Genomic DNA, 19,434 nt, shown 5'->3' on the forward strand with positions numbered 1-19,434 from the left:
TCTCTTGTGTATATTAGCAAGCGATCTCATATTATTTTAAATTCAAGCGCAGCGGCTATATGGCATCGATATTGTGAGATGCTTACTTTTGGATGCTGGGCGTGTTTGATAAAAATAAGGAAACCTACCGTCATGTCCGATAATTCACAACTGATTGATGAGCTGCTAGCTACGATCGCGCTTATTGAGGTTACGCCCGATGTATTTGAGGGCAAGAGTCATGACTATGTGGGTAGTCGTATATTTGGTGGGCAAGTATTGGCCCAAGCGATCATGGCAGCAGCGCACACCTTAGATCAAGACAAGCCTTGTCACTCTTTGCATGGGTACTTTTTGCGTGGCGGCGATATCAATCAACCAGTGATCTATCAAGTGCGCCGTCTGCGTGATGGTCGCAGTCTATCTGCTCGTGAAGTGACGGCTATTCAGTATAAAGAAGTACGCGGGAAGCCACCGATTGAGCAAGTGATATTTTCGATGATTGCGTCGTTTTCTCCCATGGAGGACGGCCTTGCGTATCAAGAAGACATGCCTGTCTATCCGCCGCCAGAAGATCTATTGACCGAGCAAGATTTAAAAGAAGAGTACGTGGGCAAAGTACCAGACGCGCTCAAAGCACGGTTTATGCGTCGCCGTCATGTCGAGATAAAGCCTGTCAAACCGCGCAATCCGATCAATCCAGAACCAATGAAACCTAAGCAAGCCAACTGGCTGCGCATCCATAAACTAGGCAATCAGCCCGTTGCTATTCAGCAAGCGCTATTGGCATTTTCGTCTGATTTTTACTTGGTGGGCACGGGGCTCATGTCACATGGCGTGAGCTTTATGACCAGCGGGTTGCAAGCGGCCAGTATCGATCACTCGATGCACTTCCACCGTGAATTTGATTTGAATGACTGGCTGCTCTATGACATGTGGAGTGATACCACGTCCAATGCAAAAGGGCTAAACCATGGGCAGTTCTGGCAAGATGGCAAACTGGTTGCCACCGTGCAACAAGAAGGCTTGATGCGCTTGCGTGTACCAAAATCCTAACCCTAGCCTTAGCGCTGTTTATTATTAGCTACCGTTATCCTGCCATCATAAAAAAGCGACTCACTATAGTTAATGAGTCGCTTTTTTTATTCCAATTTTTATTCTAAGACTTTAATCATCGCACGAGGCAATCCTAGACTGTCTTGCGCTGTTTGTTCGGTCAACCATTTAAAATCAATCTCGGCCGCTGCTAACTTCTCATTAAGTTCAATCATTTGCGCGGTGTCGACGGTTAATTTACGCGGGGTCAAATACCAATGAAAATGGGTTAGTGAGTGCTTGATAGGCGCATCATCTAATAATGTATTGCTGATTGACTCGGTCACCAATTCATTTTTTATCAGCCATTCATTGATAATTTGCTCAGCCGTGGTGAATTCTGTCTCATAGACTTTTTCATTACTGCGTACGTCATTTGCTGTGTTTGATGGCTTATCATCGCTAGCTAGCGTCTTTTTAACAGTAGCCTTACTGTTCGCTTTACCATCAATCTTTTCCACAAACTGTAAGGGCAAACTCCACAATCCGCCCCAAATGCCGTTATCAGGGCGTTGTAGCCACAATATTTCACCGTCTATATTTTTTATCAGTAACGCATCACTAAACTTACTCGGTTTGGGCTGTTTTTTCGCTTTAACGGGGTAATCAGTCTCGCGCCCCTCAGCATGTGCCAAGCAATCTTCTTGTAGCGGGCATAATAGGCAAGCAGGTTTGCTACGCGTACATAACGTTGCGCCCATATCCATCATGGCTTGTGCAAATAGTCCTGAGTGATCCACGGGCGTCAAGCGCTCCGCTAATGCCCATAACTCTTTGGTTGTAGCAGATTTGGTAATGTCACCGTCGATGGCGGCCCAACGTGTCAGCACTCGTTTGACGTTGCCATCACAGATGACGCCATAACGGTGCAATCCCATCGCCATAATCGCGCCAGCCGTTGATGGGCCAACGCCAGAAATCGCCTCCCAACCTGCGAGTGTTTGTGGAAACTCGCCCGTTTCCTCGATTACTGCAACCAGCTGCTTTGCCCCTTTATGCAAATTACGCGCGCGTGCATAGTAGCCAAGCCCCGCCCAATGCTCGGCGACCACATCCCATTCTGCGGCGGCCAAATCCTGCACGGTCGGAAACGATTCCATAAAACGCGCAAAGTAGGGCAGTACGGTGGTGACTTGCGTTTGCTGGAGCATGACTTCAGATAGCCAAACGATATAAGGATTGGGCGTGTCGGTTTGGTGCTGTTGCCACGGTAGGTCGTGACGACCGTTTTCGGCAAACCAATTGAGAAGGCGGGGGGCGAAAGAGTTTAGGGAAAAAGTGGTGTGAGTGAATTTGTCTTTTAAACTTTCGACTTTTGAGCTAGAACTTTTTTTGGTCATAGTTTTGTCTGTACAAGTAAGGGTGTGCCTCGCGCAACTAAGGAAAGATTACTCTAGTACTGTGTGCGTTGAATCTACTCTTATATGGGTTTAATATATTAATTTATAACTAATTGATTTTTATAAAAATTCTTCATCATTCGTGCTAACGTCTTCTTTACTAGTTTCTTCAATAGGTTTTAGGTTACTTTCAAGTTCTATTCTTTTAGCTTTTTTTATAAAACCTCTACCTAAACTAGTTAAAGTCCAATATTTTTCATTATCACTTACAGGGTGTTTTTTCTTTGAGGGCTCTATAAGTTCAAGAGCTATGAAGTCAGTAATTAAGTCTAATATCATATTTGTTGGAATGGGACATTCTTGACAGAATTTATTACCATGCAAATTAAAAGCAATATCTATTGAGATATTATAATTACTGCTCTCATTAATTAAATTAGGAGCTATAAATTTAAACAGGTTGAACAAGGTTGCTGTATATTCAGTAGCATCCTCCCAAGCAAGTGTTGTCGATTCCTTGACCCTTAAGTTTCTTTTGTTGCCAAACATAATATGTGCAACTTCCTTAACTTTATCAACTTGATTGTCTTTAGTTTTTTTAAGTCTTTCAATTTCATTTCTTAAGTTAGCATTTTCTGTACTCAACCTAGACATTTCTTTAGTAACTTCTGGGCCTATTGCCTCATCAGAACGAGTCCAACCAACTCTTGGATTAGCATTCATAGCTTTAATCAAAGAAATTGAAACTTTTCCATGCAAGTCTTCTTTGCTAGACCAAAAATGAACTGGTTTTGACTTTACTTTGACTTTGAATATATCCAACTTATCTTTTTTAATAGAATCATTATCAGTCTTATTATGAGGCCAAGGTGCTGTGTTATCTATAACGAATCCTAATGTAGGTACACCACACTCTTTAGCGTAGTCGTATTCTTTTTCTGTGTAGCTGATACCTTCATCAGTTTTAGAACCATAACGATGACCAACGATTATCACATAATAGTCAGTAGCTTCAATCTGTCTAGCAATAATTTGCCACTGTTCTTCGTCACCAGCACTAAACATTTCCATACCTACAGGAATATGACCCATTTCCAATACAGCTTTAATTGCTTGATCACGCTCTTCTTTTAGGTCTTCATAAGTTGAGCTAATAAAAACTTGGTATTTTTTATTCATATCTATACTCAATCAGCTTGTAATTGTAGGTAATAGAAAAAGCTGTTTCTGATCTACTTACGATTCTTCCGCGTCTTTAGACGACGTAATCGCTTTTCTTCCTCACGAGCTTTTTTCTTCTCTTCAGCAGCAAGTCTTTGTTCGGCGACGACAATTTCTTCTGCTTCTATCATTGCTGGGGTCTCAAGCGTGATACGCCCGATCTTTGCGCTACGTAGCTCATTGATGAGAATCTCAGACATACGGTAGGTGTCGACCTGATTGCCCGAACGCACACAGCCGCGATTACGACCCGCCACTTCAAAAAACTCCCAATCGGTCTTTGGCAGCTCGTCAATTTTATAGCGAGTTTTTAGTAGTTCAGGATAGGCGTGCATCAAGTACTCAGCGGTATAGCTTGCGACATCAGCGAAATCAAAAGCGGTATCACGGATACCGCCTGTCGCTGCTAGACGATAGCCAGAGTTTTCATTTTCAACTTTCGGCCATAGCATACCGGGCGTGTCATAGAGCATGATGTCATCGTCGAGCTTAATCAGCTGCTGCGACTTGGTTACAGCTGGCTCGTCACCTGTCTTTGCCACGGCGCGTCCAGCCAGCGTATTGATCAGCGTTGATTTACCCACATTTGGAATACCCATAATCATCGCTTTGATTTGACGACCAGTCCCGACTTTATTGGGTACGAGATGCTTACAGATGGCGATGATGCGTTTGACGTCATTGGCTTTTTCAGTGTCGCAAGCAATGGCTTTGACCCCATCTTGCTGCTCGAGATAATCCATCCATGCTTGCGTCAATTCAGGATCGGCAAGATCGGCTTTATTCAGGATTTTGATAACAGGCTTTTCACCGCGCAGTGCTGCGACCATTGGGTTTTCACTGCTATAAGGAATACGCGCATCGATGACCTCAATGACCAAATCCATCTGCGACATGACTTCTTTGATTTCGTTACGGGCTTTGTTCATATGCCCAGGGAACCACTGAATACTTGCTCTCTTATCCATCTGCTTTCATAACCTTTTATAAAAAATGCTAAAAGTAAAACAATCAACGTTTACTTTCTAATGGTGTCCAGTTTACTACAGAACCACCTTGCTCACGGGACAATTTCACTCGACCAAATCTATCGCTATTCTTTAGTATGGTTTTCTGTTTCCTCGTGCGCTGGTGGTAAGGGTGCCAAATAACCAATGAGCAGAATCAAACTACCTGCGCCAAGGAAAGATATGACTCGCCAAATCGCTTCGGTCTGTGACAAATCGACCGAAACCAGCTTAAGTACGACAATGCCAAGTAGACCAATCCCCATAAACCAAAGCACACGCTGCCAATAGCGACTCGCCATGATGGTGGCGACCAAGGCTAAGAGCGTCCATAAAATTGTCAGTCCTGTTTGTACTTGCTCGCTCTGCCATGCGCCGCCTTGATCATCATTCCAAAGTGGCGTGCCGATAAAGGCGTGTAGCGTTCTGACCAACATGCTGGAGATTAACCAAAAACTGATCAGTCCCAATATGATTAGCAGATTCTCAGCGGTAAATATGCGCTTAGATTTGGCAGTTGTACTTGCTCCGATAAGTGTCTCATCGCGGTTTTTTTGGCTTATATAATAAAGACTAAAACCAACCGATAGCGTCAGCCATGAGGTGATGTCATATAGGTTCACTAACGGAAAATAGGGCAGTCCCCAAATTATACCGTCATAATACCAATTGGTAAGAACAACCCAAAGTAGGGCAATGGGAGCAAAGATGGCGGCGCATCCTAACAGTGCCTGTTGCCAATCAAACCAATACAGCAGACCTTGTTTTGAAGCTTTACTAGTTGATGTATTTTCTTCATTTTTATTAATATAACGATGATTGAGCCATAACCCAAATAGTATGAGTGCCGCTGAAAACAAGATAGCCATCACACCATCAGAGTCTGGTAGGCCATAATGCGCCGCGGCAGCAATCAGTAACAGCCCTGTACCGAGCCAGCTTACCTCAGTGTAACGTGCCGTGTTTTTAGTATCAGACCAAGTTTTTAGCCATAGCTGACCCATGATTAACCAGCCGATTGTTAAGCCTACGAACACCAACCATTCCGCTGTTGCCCATGTTAAATTGCGCTCAAATTTTTGTGGCAGTTGCAGCACTAGCATGAAATAAAACAATAACAATAATCCACGACTCAGCTGTCTAACTTCCGCCCACGGACGATAGCGGTTGATGACCCAATAGGCGATCAAGCTGATGAGTGCTGCCAATGCAATGACTGTCGTATCTGATTGCCAACTATCGAACCAATGATGCAAATCAAGTATTAGCACTTGTAGCATCCACGCTATCGCCGTCAATGTTAAAAACTTTATTAATCTAGGACTGTGCCAGACGAGTTTGAACGCATGGCTTTGATGACTGATAGCGTCCAGCCATTGCTGTGCCGCTTGATCATTGATACCCAGTGCATGAGCATAATTGGTCATCGTATCTGATGGGTTGTCACGCTTTTGTGCCTTTGTGGTAGAAGGCGTTATAGCGTCACGATTTTGCTTATTACTGTTATCTAGCTTATTCATTAATATCGTAGGGGAGTTGCTAGCGCGTAAGATAAAAACGGTCGCCAGATAAGCAATTGCTGAAATACTAAAAGCTAAAACGGGATAGTCGTTGCTAGAGAACATCGCTGTGGTCACGAGCATCCCGATACTGACGAGTTGCAATAGTAGACCAAATAATACTGACCACGACCGCAATGAACGCCTGCCAAACCAAACCAGAGCAAGTCCCTGTACTGACCAACCAAAAGCAATCCATTCCGCATCTAGCGCCAGCGGAATCACCAGCGCCAAAAACCCAAATCCTAAAGCCAGCATGCCTTCAGTGATTAAAGCATAGCGCTCACTGCGCTGGATAAACAACCAGCCCAGCCCAAGGTAGACAGTCGCCAAAATCGCGCTAGTGATGGTCAAGGCATTAGGAATCTTATCAAGTAAAGCAGAAAGTAAGCCGAAAGACAGAAGCGGTACTGAAAACAGTAAGCCAGTATCGATGGGAAATAAATAGGCATTGTTGCCTACGGTAGCTTTATCTAAACGCTGTATATTATTTGTACTATCGATATGGCTAAGGGCTTTTTCGCTAAGTGCGTTGTAGGCAATAACTTGCTGCGCGTAACGAATGACGACAAACAAGTAAAGCAACCAATGCAATGTAATAAGCAAAACCAATGGCCAAAGCTGCGTCTCAATAATTGGATCAAGATTCTGCGTGCTGCCCCAATAGTAGGCCAATCCGAACGTGACAATTACGCCAAATAGATTCAGTATCTTCCATGGACGATAATGAGCAATCACAGCAATCGTGACATTCAATAATAGGTAGTAGCTGAATAAGGCGACTAAGCTACCCGTATCTTCACTGGTCAAAATCGGCGCAAAAAATCCACCAGATAACGCTAACAACGCGAGCGGAAAAGCGTTTTGGCGTACAGCAAGGGCAATGGTCACAGCAGACAATAATCCAAGCCCAATAAAGCTTGGAATACTCGGAATGATTTCATAAACACTATAAGCAAAAAAGATACTCAAATATGTAATCGCTAAGCCTGCGCCCTGTAGCGTAATCCCATACGAAAAGCGTTTTGCCGTGAGCTTTAACCCAAGTGCTGCCAACGCAAGCCCCGCGATGCCAATTGCTACGAGCTTTGTGGTCATTGAAATTTCGATATATTCGCTGAGTAACCGCAGCAGTAGCACCACGCCTACTAGCAGCACCAATACGCCGACCCGAACGACGAGATTGCCACCGAAAAACCAGTTTTTGATTGAATGAATGAGCGACGTCACAATAGGTAGTGAGCGTTCATCAGGCTCAATCGGCGCATTTGCTATTTTACTTTTGGTCGGAGTTGGCGTAGTAACAGGCAGTGGTGGTGGCAATGATGTAGATGACAGCGTTGAAAGATTATCTATAGACCGCTGTTGTGAATCAAAAATTGCATGCTTAGCAGCATCATTTTTAGTAGTATTGCCTTCACTAGGGCTCGCGCGCGTATAAACACGCTCATCAGCCAAATGGGTAGATGAAGCGTTTATACTGCGATTTTTTTGCTGCTCAAGATCCGCTTGTAGTTTTATGATATCGCGGCGCAGATGCGCAATTTGTCGCTTTATCTTGGTGTATAGCGCGACTACCACGATCAATAAAATTGTAAAGGCCAGCCAACCCAACTGGGTTACCAATAGATATAACATCTTCGTCGCTCAATCCAATTGATAGTAATGTGATAATGACGTGATTTGCTAAGAAGCACAAGACCGCTCTGATTACTTACCCAAAAGGTCATTGATAAAACAAGACTGAAAATAAAAAGGCAGCTTAATAGTTAAGCTGCCCTTCTTTATGAGTTTTATATCAGAAGTTTTTTATGCCAAGTTTGCTTTCATAAACTCAAGCATATTTTCCCAACTTTGCTTAGCAGCTGCTTCGTTATAGCCAAGATCTACTTCGTTTTTTTCAGCACGCTCATCAGCATGTGGATTGGTAAAGCCATGCTTAGCATTGTCATAGACATTGATAGTGTAGTCTACGTCAGCCGCGTCTAGCTCTGATTTTAGGCCCTCGATGGCATCCATTGATACCATTGAGTCATCACGGCCATGCGCGACCAGTACTTTTGCAGTAAAGTTTTTATCGGCTGGTTGTTTTGGCGTTGGGTTACCATGGAAGGTAGCAACCGCTTTTAACGGCATGCCTTCGCGAGCCATGTCTAGGACGACTTTGCCGCCGAAGCAGTAACCGATTGCGCCTAGATTGTCACCGTCAACTGATAACTGATCGCTAAAGTCATTCAAAATCAAGCGGCAACGTGCCATTAGCATGTTTTGATCAGCAAGCACTTGCTCCATCCACATGTTCGCTTGTGCGGCATCGGTAGTAAGTTTGCCTTCGCCATAAACGTCCATTGCGACCGCTGCATAACCAGCTTCTGCCAAACGCTCTACTACTGATTTTGGATGATCGACCACGCCCCACCATTCTGGTGCAACCAAAATACCTGCTGCTGGGTTATCATCAGAAGCGTTTTCTGGTAGTGCCACATAGCTGATAAGTTCCACACCATTTTCGGTGGTACTGATTAGTTCGAAAGTCTTAACTGACATAGGATTGTCCTTTTTTATGTTATGAGTTTTAATTATTCGTCGTTTTGATTATTTGTCATTGTGATGGTTCGTTTTCTAACTCGTACTACCTTAACGCCCATATCTAGCAAAAACAGCTATAATAGTGTAACGCTCTTTATCAAAATGCTACTGCGACCCTATGACTATAAATTTCTTAAACAAAAATGATGAACAATCAGGCTTGCATTCAGGCGTCAATCCAGATGGTAAGCTTGCGCAGTCGGTAAGTTTGTTTCCTGACACTGATTCTAGGTCTGAGACACTACGACCGCAGTTTTGGTCACGATTTGCCTTAAACGAGCTAAACCATAGCGAATGGGAAGCGTTGTGTGATGGCTGCGGCAGCTGCTGCTTAATCAAATACATCGATAATGATGATGACGAAGAGCTGGTCGAGTATACCGATGTGACGTGCCAGCTCATGGACTGCGCGACAGGATACTGTCAGCACTATGCGACGCGTCAAGAGCATGTACCAGACTGTATTCAGCTGACCATGGATAACTTGCCTAATATGATGTGGCTGCCTTCGCATTGCGCCTATAAGCGTTTGTATAAAGGACAGAATTTGCCAAGCTGGCATCTATTATTGACTGGTGACGCCGTGGTTACACAACACGAGATGCGTGCGGCCAACGTGGGTGTCGCTGGCCGCTGTATATCGGAGATTGGTATGTCTGATGAAGAGATGGAAACGCGCGTGGTGAATTGGGTGAATCCATAACTACTATAGGGCAGATTATCACGCTAATGAGATGCCTGAGCAGTCGATTTGGCCTGTGCTTCAGCACTAGATTGAGAGGCGGCTAGTAAAGGGATTGGAATATCTTGACGAATTTGCCGAGAGAACTCACGGCTATTGGCAATAGAGTGCAGGTTATTGAAGCCACTCGATTTTGGATTAATATGAGTGCGCTCATACCACGTATCCATTGACCAAGGCTGGTTTTGCTTTTCAGGCGCAGCATCCAGCATGCCGACATCATATAGATAGTTTGGTAGCCAACCAGAGACCCAAATTCGATAATCCCACGGCAGGCGATCACCACTAACGATACGCGCCATATAAAAGATAATATTAGTACAGTTACTCGTCAACGTGTTGTACCAAGCGGGTTTGGTATTGAGCTCATCCATTGCCGTTAGATAAGATTCAAACAACGATCTCACCTCATGTTGCTGCAAATTGCTGATAGGAAACAGATAGACTTGCTCACCGCGCGCGTTGCTGCGCGTATAGATAATATCGCGCTCTTCGGCGGCAATCAGGCTCAGCTCATACCGTCTAAAAAATCCCGCCAGTGCCGAAAACGACTCGCCATTTTCTTTACGAATCTCAAATGAGAAGGCAAGCGGGCGATCGTCTTCAAAACGAAAGCTAACCAATGTATGCGCAATAAGCGGACCCATCCAGTAAGAGTTGGTCACATCGATACCAGACAACTTGGACAGATCGATAGTGCGCGTCTCCCAGTGCTCTGTCGCGTCAGTGTCTGTATGCCAATCAAAATTACGGACATTGGTCAAAGTGATCAAATCAGGGTTAGCAGGATCGCGCTCATAAGCCACTTGCTGCTCGACCTCCGCCATCCAATCACGATCTTGCTTGGGTTCGATAGAAAAGAACCAGCCTAACCCTACCAGCCAAGTCGCTCCATATAAGCCAATGAGGTATCTAGTCGCTGTGTTTTTATGAATTGATTTTTTGCCAATCAAGCTTTGGTCAGTTGATGCATCACAGTGTATTATTTTTTTAAGAGCACTCCAGTAACGCGTACCCAGTAGCGCCGCTAACAGACTCACAATCGCTATAGAGGCAAGCCATGTCAATATTGAGCTGACCCCATACTGATACCAAATCGCCAGCAGTAACCATATGGCTGATAGCAAAAGCGTGACGGCAATCAAAAAAATCATCAGCCGATGTCGCCAGGTCGGCTTTGGTTGTTTGCTATCTACTGCGCTATCGCCCAAGTCACGACCAGCAGAGCGACTGCTTGCAAGTGGGCTGCGTGCACGCGACGAGAGTAAGCGAGAAAAAACGGAACGTAGCGACATAAGGTTTGTTTTGATGAATAAAGGCTTTGACCATAACAAAGTTTATAACACACTGACAATACAATTTGAGTGAATTTGTCGTTGAATGTCAGTGAGCCTTGCGATAAAGTGAAGCTAAATTGTGCTGCTGGGTCTATTATTTGCTCACTATATAATGATAAGCCAGCGGTTTTATTTGGCGCTTGCATCCCCATCTAGGCTCTACTTATTTTCTGAACGGTTATTTTAATTGCCATTAACTAAAGAGGTTAAATCACACCACCATGTCTGACGACACTCCCAGCCCGAGTAGTTGGTCGATGCGCGGCTTAAAACGCTGGCTATCGACCGCCCCCGAAACCCGTGACGAATTGATTCGTCTGGTACAAGACTCGCGCCAGTTTTTAGAGCCCGATACGGTCGATATGCTAGAAGGCGTACTGGATCTACCAGCCACCCAAGTACGCGAAATCATGACGCCAAGGCCACAAGTGATTGGTATCCACGAAAGCACCAGTCTCTCTGAAGTGATGGATATCATTCTTGAGACGACACATTCGCGCTATCCTGTGTTCGATAGCCAAGATGATGATGCGGTCATTGGTATCTTATTGGCAAAAGACTTGATTCCTATTTTGGTACACATGGTACGCAACCAAGAAGACAAAATCGATAGCAAACGTCTAAAAGACTTGGTGCGCCAGCCATTATATATCAGTGAAACAGCTCGTTCAGATACCCTGCTGCGCTCATTGCAGCGCACGCAAGTGCATATGGCGATCGTCGTTGATGAGTTTGGCAACTTTGGTGGTGTCGTGACCATGGAAGACTTGTTAGAGGAAATCGTTGGTGACATCGTTGATGAGCATGATGACTTTGATGAAGACAGCGATATTAATAATATCGTCCCTGATCCAGAAAGGCCGAATACATGGCGCGTGCAAGCGTCCACCGTGATTGAAGACTGTAATGATGAGCTTGGCAGTCGTTTCGATGATACTGATGTCGATACGATGGGCGGTCTGGTCATGCAAGCGCTTGGCTTCGTTGGTGATTTAGAGGGTGAAAGCGTGGTGATAGATGATTGGCAAATCACGATTACCGATGTCGAAGGACGATTTATCCAAAATTTAGAAATCACTAAAACCAACCCTGATCAGCAGATATTGATAGGTAGCCATTAATCTTTTTATCATGACATGACGCAGCAACGGAGTACGAACTCAGTACTCAATCAAACTTGTGAGTAAATTGAAAAAACACGATGAAATATCGTGTTTTTTTGCGTTTGGGTTTTTACTTTTTAGTATGAGGTTTTCACTACGCAAATTTACCCACTGATCGGTTTTGACTGGTATCATGGGTGGGTTTTATTTGTGGTCCTGCATAAAGCATTATGCAGACAGTTTTTGCTTGAGTTTTGTCTCAGTGCTGAGCTGTAAAATTTTGAAAAATATGGTCTTGGATAACTGCTATGCGTCTGTCTACTGTTGATTTACAAAAACGCTTGAACCCTGAAAAACCGAAAGGTTTACCTCTCGTGGTAACGGTACTGATCGCTTTGCTGGCAGGGGCGGCTTTCACACTTGCACTGGCGCCTTATGGTATCTGGCCCATCGCTTTGGTATCGCCCGCTATTTTGTATGCGCTATTGATGCCAAAGATGACAGGACGCCGTGCTTTTATTATCGGTCAAGCCTATGGGACGGGGCTTTGGTGTGTGGGTGCGTTTTGGTTATATACCTCCATCCATGTCTATGGCTCGACCCCTGTATGGCTTGCGCTGATTATGATCGCGTTGATGGGGCTTGGTATGGGGCTGTTCCATGGCTTTTTGGCACTGATTTTTAATCGTGTGGTCGGTAAGCAGCCTTTGTCTTTTGCTGCGCTCTGGATACTTCAAGAGTGGATGAAAACGTGGCTGTTCACAGGCTTTCCTTGGTTGTTTGTCGGTTACGCGTTTACGGAGCAGTATTGGTTGTCATCCTTGGCGCCTGTTGCAGGGGTGTTTGCGGTTTCTTTTGTGGCGGTATTATTGGGAGCCAGCGTCGTTGAGCTACTACGTCGCCGCGCAGGCTATATGATTCCGTCAATTGCCTTATTGGTGGTTAGCTGTGCGTTATGGCTGATCAATCCACAATGGACCAAGCCAAAAGGCACGCCTGATTTGTCCGTGTCTTTGATTCAAGGCAATATCCCGCAAGATCTAAAGTGGCTGACTGAGTATCAGGTAGAAACCCTAAAAATCTACGCAACTCTGACGCGTAGCGAGTGGGGGCGCGATATCGTACTGTGGCCTGAATCCTCTATTCCGATGTTTCAGACAGAGGCGGTGGGGTTTATCAATGAAATGGTAAAAGTGGCCAAGGAGACCGATACGACATGGGTGACGGGCATTCCTTACAAAGACGAGGCGGCATTTGATGCCAGTAAAGACAAATACGCCCCATTCTATAATAGTGTGGTGGCGCTAGGCGCTCAAGCAGAGGGTCTGTACAAAAAGCAGCGCCTCGTGCCCTTTGGTGAATACATTCCATTTGAAGGCGTGCTTGATATACTACCCAATCTGGCAGGTAGCCAAGACATCATGAGTTATAGCCGAGGCAGTGACCAACAGTCGCCGCTGCGTGTACGAGGCCATAACTTGGGCGCTGCTATCTGCTATGAAGTGGCGTATCCAGATACCACGCGCAAAAATGCAATTGGGACGGACTTTTTATTGACCATCTCAAACGATGCGTGGTTTGGTACGTCGGCAGGCCCGCTACAGCATCTACAGATGGTACAGATGCGCGCGCTCGAAAATGGTCGCTGGTTTATGCGTGCGACCAACACGGGGGTGACAGCTATCATCGACCATAAAGGTCGCATCGTAGCGCGTGCTCCGCAGTTTGAGCGCACCGTACTACGCGGTAATATACAGGCGCGCGTTGGTAATACGCCGTTTATGCGTTTTGGCCAATATCCTATTTTGTTTATTATGGCGCTACTGCTGATACTGAGTTACTTGGGTAAGCGTCCTAAGAAGTTAGTACGTTTGGGTAAATAACTGTCATCAACGCTAAAAGCGAATAGTAAAATTGATGATAATAAACCCTTTAAATACTTAAGGGTTTTCACAAATCAGTATAAATTGCGATATAATAGGTCAATATTTCAAATATTTTGTGCAAGGTGGATAAGGTATGTCAGAAGGTATCGTCAATAACAATCCAAAAAAAGAGCTGTTATATGCTTTAGGCGGCATTGCCTTATTCTTAGGCATTGTCTTACTTATTGGTATTTCTGCATTTTTGCGTCCAGCAGGCGAGCACATCACGGCGACGCCAACGGAAGCATCAGAAGCTGCTGATGAAGCAGAAGCCATTGCTACCGAAGACGCTGCTGCCCCAGCTGAAGCAAATGCTGAAACAGCACCAGTAGATGCAGCAGCACCTGATACGGCTGCAGATGCAACCGTCACCCCAGCGACAGATGCAGATAGTGCAGTCGTCACTGCAGAAGCAGGTACAGCGACCGCTTCTGGTACAGTAAGCCAAGCGGCTGTTGCCGATGCTGACTTAACGGCTGAGCAAGCGGATGGTGACTTAGATGCTGGGGATGCTGGCACCGCCGCTGACGACACAGCAGTAGCGCAGTAATTTTTGACATTGCAATTGATAGTTTATATAGCAAAAAACGACTCTTAAATGAGTGGTTATCAAAGTCTCTACTAACAGTAATATCAATACGATAGGACTGCATTGAAGACCACAAAAAAGCTCGTTCTCAGCGATTGAGAGCGAGCTTTTTTGTGGGTATTTGTGTAAGTTTTAGCCAACTTTTTCTTTACTTGGGTATAACCAAGTGAAACAATGTTCCGCCTATATGACCGCTTATCGGAATAATTAGGCATTTGGTCATTACCAAAATAACCTTTAAAGGAATAAAGTTGTGAGTACACAATCAAAATCAGAAGCTAGTGCGGCTGAGCTGCAAGCACTAGACAATGGCTTTATGGGTCATCCTGCGCCATTACGCTCGTTGTTTTTTACTGAAATGTGGGAACGTTTCTCTTACTATAGTATCCGTCCGCTACTCGTGCTATTTATGGTAGCAACAGTGAGTAGTGGTGGTTTTGGGTTTGATGAAGTCACGGCGTCTGCTATCTATGGTATTTTTGCTGGTTCATTATATTTAGCAGCCGTACCGGGCGGTTGGCTAGCAGATAACTGGCTGGGTCAAGAGCGTGCCCTGTGGTGGGGCAGTATTGTGATTGCCCTTGGTCACTTATGTATTGCACTCTCCGCTGTGTTCGGGATGGCGTTATTTTTCGTTGGATTGATATGTATCGTTTTGGGGTCAGGGCTATTTAAGACCTGTATCTCAGTGATGGTTGGCGCTTTGTATCCTAAGGGTGACGCTCGCCGTGATGGCGGCTTCACCTTGTTTTATATGGGTATCAACATTGGCGCACTCTTGGCGGCGCTCATCGTTGGCGTATTCAAAGAAAAAGGCATGTGGCACGTCGGTTTTGGCGTCGGTGGTTTGGGGATGCTAGTGTCTTTGCTTATCTATCGTTTTGTCGCCCAAAAGAATTTAACACGTTTTGCGCAGGCCAAAGGTGTCGATGCTGAATGGGAGCAATCCAATGATCAATACAAAAACATTGGCCGTTGGGTGGGTGGTTTTGTTGCATTGTTGGTCGCTGCGGTGCTGTTAATCTCTACGGGTATGGTGTCATTCAATCCTGAGATGGTGGCGGAGTATATGACCTATATCATTGCAGCCGTCGTCATCCTTTACTTTGCCATTATGTTTATTTCACCGCGATTGGATAAGACGGACAAACTGCGCTTGCTGATCTGCTTTATTTTAATCATTGGCTCGACGCTGTTTTGGTCAAGTTTTGAGCAGCAGCCAACCTCTTTTAACCTATTTGCCGATCGTTATACGGATCTAAATGTTATGGGGTTTGAAATACCAAGCATTTGGTTTCAGTCGCTGAACCCACTATTTATTTTAATATTGGCACCGATCGTAAGTATTATCTGGGTCAAGCTAGGTAACCGAGGTCTTGAGCCGAGCAGCATGGCGAAATTTGCACTCGGTATGCTACTTGCCGCTGCTGGTTTTGCCTTGATGATTTTTGCCTCAAAAAGCATCTTAGCACCTGGTGCTGGTTTAGCGTCGCCCTTATGGCTGGTAGGAAGTCTGCTGTTATTGACTCTTGGTGAGCTTGCGCTTAGCCCGGTAGGTCTGTCATCAATGACCAAGCTTGCACCAAAAGGCATGCAAGGTCAGATGATGGGGCTTTTCTTTGCTTCTATTGCAATGGGTAACTTGGTTGCGGCATTCTTTGGTGGTCATGTTTCAGCGGACAAAATCGAAGGTTTGCCGACCTTGTTTACCACCATGACGATCTTCTTGGTAGTCTCTGCCGTGATACTGTTGGTATTGGCCAAACCTATCAATAATATGCTGCAAAAAAGCGAGCATGCTGACGAGGTAAGCCAATAAAGACAGATAACTGGTGTATGCAAATCTTCTATCATGCCCTTAGAATCAGTCCATAACTCATGATAAGACGTGTTACCATAACTGGCAGCACGTTTTATTATTTCAATCAGTGAGATATTTTTTAGGCTATTGAAAGCCTACATTCTGCCCAAACATTTAGTTATGTTCTACTGCAATACTATTAAGCAGCATCTAATAAGACGACTATTCATAGTTGCTACTCACCTCTCGATTTCTAAATAATTTATCTAAAATAAATAAGGACACATTCAATGAACAAACAAATCATCCAAGCGCGTATCGATACGCTACGCAAAACACTAGTGGCTCAAGACCTCACTGCGATCATCATACCCTCTGCCGATCCACATCTGTCTGAGTATTTGCCAGAGTATTGGCAAACCCGTCAGTGGCTATCAGGATTTACGGGTTCAGTAGGGACGCTTGTCGTGACGGCTGATTTTGCTGGTCTATGGACGGATAGCCGTTATTGGGTACATGCCGCTGAGCAGCTAGAGGGTACGGGTATCACTTTGGAGAAACTGGCACCTGGTCAACCAAATCATATCGACTGGCTGGCCGATCATTTGCAAGAAGGGAATAGCGTGGCAGTTGATGGTAATGTGCTCTCTATCGCTGAGCAAGATCGACTATTGAAGGCATTTGATGCCAATGATATTACTTTGATCACTGAGCGTGATGTGCTGACAGAGATTTGGACAGATCGCCCAGCACTACCAGCGGCCAAATTATACGCTCATGATGAGCAGTTCCTTGCTCAGTCTGCCACCTCAAAGCTTGCAGCAGTACGTGAAGGCATGGCAAAAGTAGGTGCGACCCATCATTTACTTTCAAGCTTAGACGATATCGCTTGGTTGACGAACTTGCGCGGTGCTGATGTTGATTATAACCCAGTGTTCTTAGCACATATGCTGATTGATACAGACAGCGCAACGTTATTTGTTGATACCGATAAAGTGAGCGAAGATATTGCACAAAGTCTAAAAGATAGCGGTATCACATTGGCTGATTACTCTGCTGTACAGGATGCATTAAGCTCATTAACACCAGAAGATTTATTACTGTTAGACCCAAGTAAAGTCGCAGTCGGTACCTTGTCCAAAATGGCAGATGATGTTGGCTTTGTTGAGCAAATGGCACCAAGCACACTGCTCAAATCTGTCAAGTCTGACTCAGATATCGATCATGTGCGTGAGGCCATGCGTCAAGACGGCGCGGCTTTAGCAGCGTTCTTTTCTGAGTTTGAGCAGCGTCTAGCAGCAGGCGAGCGCCTGAGTGAGCTGGATGTAGATAGTATGCTGATAGAGGTGCGTAGCCGTCAGCCGCATTATGTATCGCCAAGCTTTCCAACCATCGCGGGTTTCAATGAAAATGGGGCATTACCGCATTACCGCGCAACGCCAGAGAAATTCAGTTATCTTGATGTGGCTGAGGGTGAAGGTGGTTTACTACTCATTGACTCAGGTGCTCAGTACCAAAACGGTACGACAGATATCACTCGCGTGGTCGGTATTGGTCAAGTTACCGCTGAGCACAAACGTGACTTTACGACCGTACTCAAAGCCCATATTGCACTCGCTCGTGTCCATTTCCCTGATGGTATCGCCTCTCCATTAATTGATGCGATTTGCCGCGCCCCATTGTGGCAAGCTCAGATGGACTATGGTCATGGTACTGGTCACGGTGTTGGTTATTTCTTAAACGTGCATGAAGGCCCGCAAGTCATTGCTTATAGCGCCAGCACACCAAAAGAGCGTGCGATGAAAGTCGGTATGATTTCAAGTAATGAGCCAGGTTTGTATCGCGAGGGCAAATGGGGTATCCGTATTGAAAACTTGGTCGTGAATACACCAGTTCCTAGCCCTACTGAGACAGAGTTTGGTCAATTCTTACACTTCGAAACCATCACTTATTGCCCAATCGACACGCGTCTGATTGAGCCATCACTACTGGATCAAACCGAGATCGATTGGCTCAATGACTACCATAGCCAAGTGTATGCTGAGCTGAATGATCGAGTAGAAGGCGCTGCCCTTGAGTGGCTGACTGAACGTACCAAAGCCATCTAGTACCCAGCTCAAGTAATATAATGAGTGGTGTCAAATTCGCTTAGTCTACTGGATCTAGTACCTACGCTTGTTTGCCTTGTTACTTACGTTTTTGAAAGTGGTATAAAACAAGGTCAATAATTTTCAAGCAAACATTAAAAAGCCCCATAAATCATTTATGGGGGCTTTTCGCGGTTTATGCTGCCTGATTTTTCAGGACAGACAGCGCATTACCGTTAGTGAATGTTTTTTGTAGAGGCATTTTCAGTAGGAGCAGGCGCGTTTTGCTCACTGAAATGCTGTGTCATCTCGGCACGTAGCCAAGATTTGAGGTTTTCAGACATCAGCATCATTTGCTCACTCAAGTAGTCGTCGATTTGGTTTTCAAGCTCACGAATCAGTGTCCGATCCGTCGCATCCAGCTCACTGTCTTCTAGTACCAAGTTGATCGTGGTATTGGCGTTGTCTGGTATATTTTTGATGGGTTTATCACTCAGGGTAGCAGCCTGTTTGCTAATCGTCTGACTGTCAGTGCTGTTGTTATTCTCACCACTTGCTGCGCCCGTGCTGACTTTCTCAGTTTTTAGGTGATCCACCGCACCGTCTACAGCCTCTTGTTCGGTCAGATTGTCTTTTTTATTATGGGTTTTATTTGCAGCCAGCCCCTCATTTTTTTCTTGTTCTTTTTGAGCTGCTTCTGCTTTGCGCGCCGTCTCTTCGGCCTCTTTCTTCTGGGCTTCTTCCAACTGCTGCTTTTCAGCCGCCGCGCGTTCTTGTTCTTGTTTGTCTATGATCGCTTTGGCAATGGCTTGCTCGGCATTATAGTTGTCATACAGCTCATCCACATGGGTATCCAGGTCATGAGTATGAAAAGTGAAGCTTTCAAATACGGTATCTGCTTGCAGTAGGGTGGTGATGTCTTTTAGCTCTTGGGTAATGGCTGCGCGTACGGTCTCAGGTGCACACGTCCAGCGCTGATAAAACTGATGGGAAAATGAGTAGCTTGACATGGTATCTTCCATAAATGTTCCAAAAATTACCCCTTATCATACGCAAGTAC

General features: G+C 45.1%; 14 protein-coding genes. 7 read left to right on the forward strand and 7 right to left on the reverse strand.

Going from position 1 to position 19,434, the window contains the following annotated elements:
* Nucleotides 1–132: 132 nt before the first annotated feature.
* Nucleotides 133–1,035: an acyl-CoA thioesterase gene (locus AC58CZ_RS11780; protein ID WP_075106420.1), complete on the forward strand. Its 903-nt coding sequence runs from the start codon at nucleotides 133–135 to the stop codon at nucleotides 1,033–1,035.
* 98 nt (nucleotides 1,036–1,133) lie between these two features.
* Here AC58CZ_RS11780 and mutY read toward each other — a convergent pair whose 3' ends face one another.
* From mutY to AC58CZ_RS11805, 5 genes are all read right to left on the reverse strand, one after another.
* Nucleotides 1,134–2,414, reverse strand: coding sequence for an A/G-specific adenine glycosylase (gene mutY / locus AC58CZ_RS11785; RefSeq protein WP_494224573.1), 1,281 nt, complete (start codon nucleotides 2,412–2,414; stop codon nucleotides 1,134–1,136).
* A 120-nt stretch (nucleotides 2,415–2,534) separates the two neighbouring features.
* The gene (locus AC58CZ_RS11790) at nucleotides 2,535–3,593 is read right to left on the reverse strand and encodes a DUF4062 domain-containing protein (protein ID WP_494224574.1); all 1,059 of its coding nucleotides are present in this window, start codon (nucleotides 3,591–3,593) and stop codon (nucleotides 2,535–2,537) included.
* 53 nt (nucleotides 3,594–3,646) lie between these two features.
* Nucleotides 3,647–4,603: a ribosome biogenesis GTPase YlqF gene (gene ylqF / locus AC58CZ_RS11795; protein ID WP_494224575.1), complete on the reverse strand. Its 957-nt coding sequence runs from the start codon at nucleotides 4,601–4,603 to the stop codon at nucleotides 3,647–3,649.
* Nucleotides 4,604–4,728: 125 nt separating this feature from the next.
* Nucleotides 4,729–7,839: a DUF2339 domain-containing protein gene (locus tag AC58CZ_RS11800; RefSeq protein WP_494224576.1), complete on the reverse strand. Its 3,111-nt coding sequence runs from the start codon at nucleotides 7,837–7,839 to the stop codon at nucleotides 4,729–4,731.
* Between the two features lie 171 nt (nucleotides 7,840–8,010).
* Nucleotides 8,011–8,748, reverse strand: coding sequence for a dienelactone hydrolase family protein (locus tag AC58CZ_RS11805; protein ID WP_494224577.1), 738 nt, complete (start codon nucleotides 8,746–8,748; stop codon nucleotides 8,011–8,013).
* Between the two features lie 160 nt (nucleotides 8,749–8,908).
* Here AC58CZ_RS11805 and AC58CZ_RS11810 point away from each other — a divergent pair, with 160 nt between their 5' ends.
* Complete coding sequence (locus AC58CZ_RS11810) at nucleotides 8,909–9,493, forward strand: YcgN family cysteine cluster protein (RefSeq protein ID WP_494224578.1); 585 nt, start codon at nucleotides 8,909–8,911, stop codon at nucleotides 9,491–9,493.
* 23 nt (nucleotides 9,494–9,516) lie between these two features.
* Here AC58CZ_RS11810 and AC58CZ_RS11815 read toward each other — a convergent pair whose 3' ends face one another.
* The gene (locus tag AC58CZ_RS11815; RefSeq protein ID WP_494224579.1) at nucleotides 9,517–10,827 is read right to left on the reverse strand and encodes a lipoprotein N-acyltransferase Lnb domain-containing protein; all 1,311 of its coding nucleotides are present in this window, start codon (nucleotides 10,825–10,827) and stop codon (nucleotides 9,517–9,519) included.
* A 263-nt stretch (nucleotides 10,828–11,090) separates the two neighbouring features.
* On the opposite strand from AC58CZ_RS11815, the gene AC58CZ_RS11820 reads away from it, so the two are divergent.
* The 5 genes from AC58CZ_RS11820 to AC58CZ_RS11840 all read left to right on the forward strand — a co-directional run bounded on the left by AC58CZ_RS11820 (nucleotide 11,091) and on the right by AC58CZ_RS11840 (nucleotide 18,395).
* Nucleotides 11,091–11,990, forward strand: coding sequence for a CBS domain-containing protein (locus AC58CZ_RS11820; protein ID WP_494224580.1), 900 nt, complete (start codon nucleotides 11,091–11,093; stop codon nucleotides 11,988–11,990).
* 290 nt (nucleotides 11,991–12,280) lie between these two features.
* Nucleotides 12,281–13,855 carry an apolipoprotein N-acyltransferase gene (gene lnt, locus AC58CZ_RS11825; protein WP_494224581.1) on the forward strand — a complete coding sequence of 525 codons (1,575 nt, stop codon included), beginning with the start codon at nucleotides 12,281–12,283 and terminating at the stop codon, nucleotides 13,853–13,855.
* A gap of 136 nt (nucleotides 13,856–13,991) precedes the next feature.
* The gene (locus AC58CZ_RS11830) at nucleotides 13,992–14,447 is read left to right on the forward strand and encodes a hypothetical protein (RefSeq protein ID WP_494224582.1); all 456 of its coding nucleotides are present in this window, start codon (nucleotides 13,992–13,994) and stop codon (nucleotides 14,445–14,447) included.
* Nucleotides 14,448–14,802: 355 nt separating this feature from the next.
* Nucleotides 14,803–16,305, forward strand: coding sequence for an oligopeptide:H+ symporter (locus tag AC58CZ_RS11835; protein ID WP_494224599.1), 1,503 nt, complete (start codon nucleotides 14,803–14,805; stop codon nucleotides 16,303–16,305).
* Nucleotides 16,306–16,577: 272 nt separating this feature from the next.
* On the forward strand, nucleotides 16,578–18,395 hold the full coding sequence (locus tag AC58CZ_RS11840) for a M24 family metallopeptidase (protein WP_494224583.1): 1,818 nt from the start codon (nucleotides 16,578–16,580) through the stop codon (nucleotides 18,393–18,395).
* Between the two features lie 215 nt (nucleotides 18,396–18,610).
* On the opposite strand, the gene AC58CZ_RS11845 is transcribed toward AC58CZ_RS11840, so the two are convergent.
* Nucleotides 18,611–19,396 carry a hypothetical protein gene (locus AC58CZ_RS11845; protein WP_494224584.1) on the reverse strand — a complete coding sequence of 262 codons (786 nt, stop codon included), beginning with the start codon at nucleotides 19,394–19,396 and terminating at the stop codon, nucleotides 18,611–18,613.
* Nucleotides 19,397–19,434: the final 38 nt, after the last annotated feature.

It is taken from the genome of Psychrobacter sp. CR212, assembly GCF_059693765.1.

Excerpts from the sequence above, each read along its gene's own strand:
- AC58CZ_RS11820 (WP_494224580.1), top strand. The coding sequence starts at position 11,091 with ATGTCTGACGACACTCCCAGCCCGAGTAGTTGGTCGATGCGCGGCTTA.
- AC58CZ_RS11840 (WP_494224583.1), top strand. The coding sequence starts at position 16,578 with ATGAACAAACAAATCATCCAAGCGCGTATCGATACGCTACGCAAAACA.
- AC58CZ_RS11800 (WP_494224576.1), bottom strand. The coding sequence starts at position 7,839 with ATGTTATATCTATTGGTAACCCAGTTGGGTTGGCTGGCCTTTACAATT.
- AC58CZ_RS11815 (WP_494224579.1), bottom strand. The coding sequence starts at position 10,827 with ATGTCGCTACGTTCCGTTTTTTCTCGCTTACTCTCGTCGCGTGCACGC.
- ylqF (WP_494224575.1), bottom strand. The coding sequence starts at position 4,603 with ATGGATAAGAGAGCAAGTATTCAGTGGTTCCCTGGGCATATGAACAAA.
- AC58CZ_RS11845 (WP_494224584.1), bottom strand. The coding sequence starts at position 19,396 with ATGGAAGATACCATGTCAAGCTACTCATTTTCCCATCAGTTTTATCAG.
- AC58CZ_RS11835 (WP_494224599.1), top strand. The coding sequence starts at position 14,803 with ATGGGTCATCCTGCGCCATTACGCTCGTTGTTTTTTACTGAAATGTGG.
- AC58CZ_RS11830 (WP_494224582.1), top strand. The coding sequence starts at position 13,992 with ATGTCAGAAGGTATCGTCAATAACAATCCAAAAAAAGAGCTGTTATAT.
- mutY (WP_494224573.1), bottom strand. The coding sequence starts at position 2,414 with ATGACCAAAAAAAGTTCTAGCTCAAAAGTCGAAAGTTTAAAAGACAAA.
- lnt (WP_494224581.1), top strand. The coding sequence starts at position 12,281 with ATGCGTCTGTCTACTGTTGATTTACAAAAACGCTTGAACCCTGAAAAA.
- AC58CZ_RS11780 (WP_075106420.1), top strand. The coding sequence starts at position 133 with ATGTCCGATAATTCACAACTGATTGATGAGCTGCTAGCTACGATCGCG.
- AC58CZ_RS11805 (WP_494224577.1), bottom strand. The coding sequence starts at position 8,748 with ATGTCAGTTAAGACTTTCGAACTAATCAGTACCACCGAAAATGGTGTG.
- AC58CZ_RS11790 (WP_494224574.1), bottom strand. The coding sequence starts at position 3,593 with ATGAATAAAAAATACCAAGTTTTTATTAGCTCAACTTATGAAGACCTA.
- AC58CZ_RS11810 (WP_494224578.1), top strand. The coding sequence starts at position 8,909 with ATGACTATAAATTTCTTAAACAAAAATGATGAACAATCAGGCTTGCAT.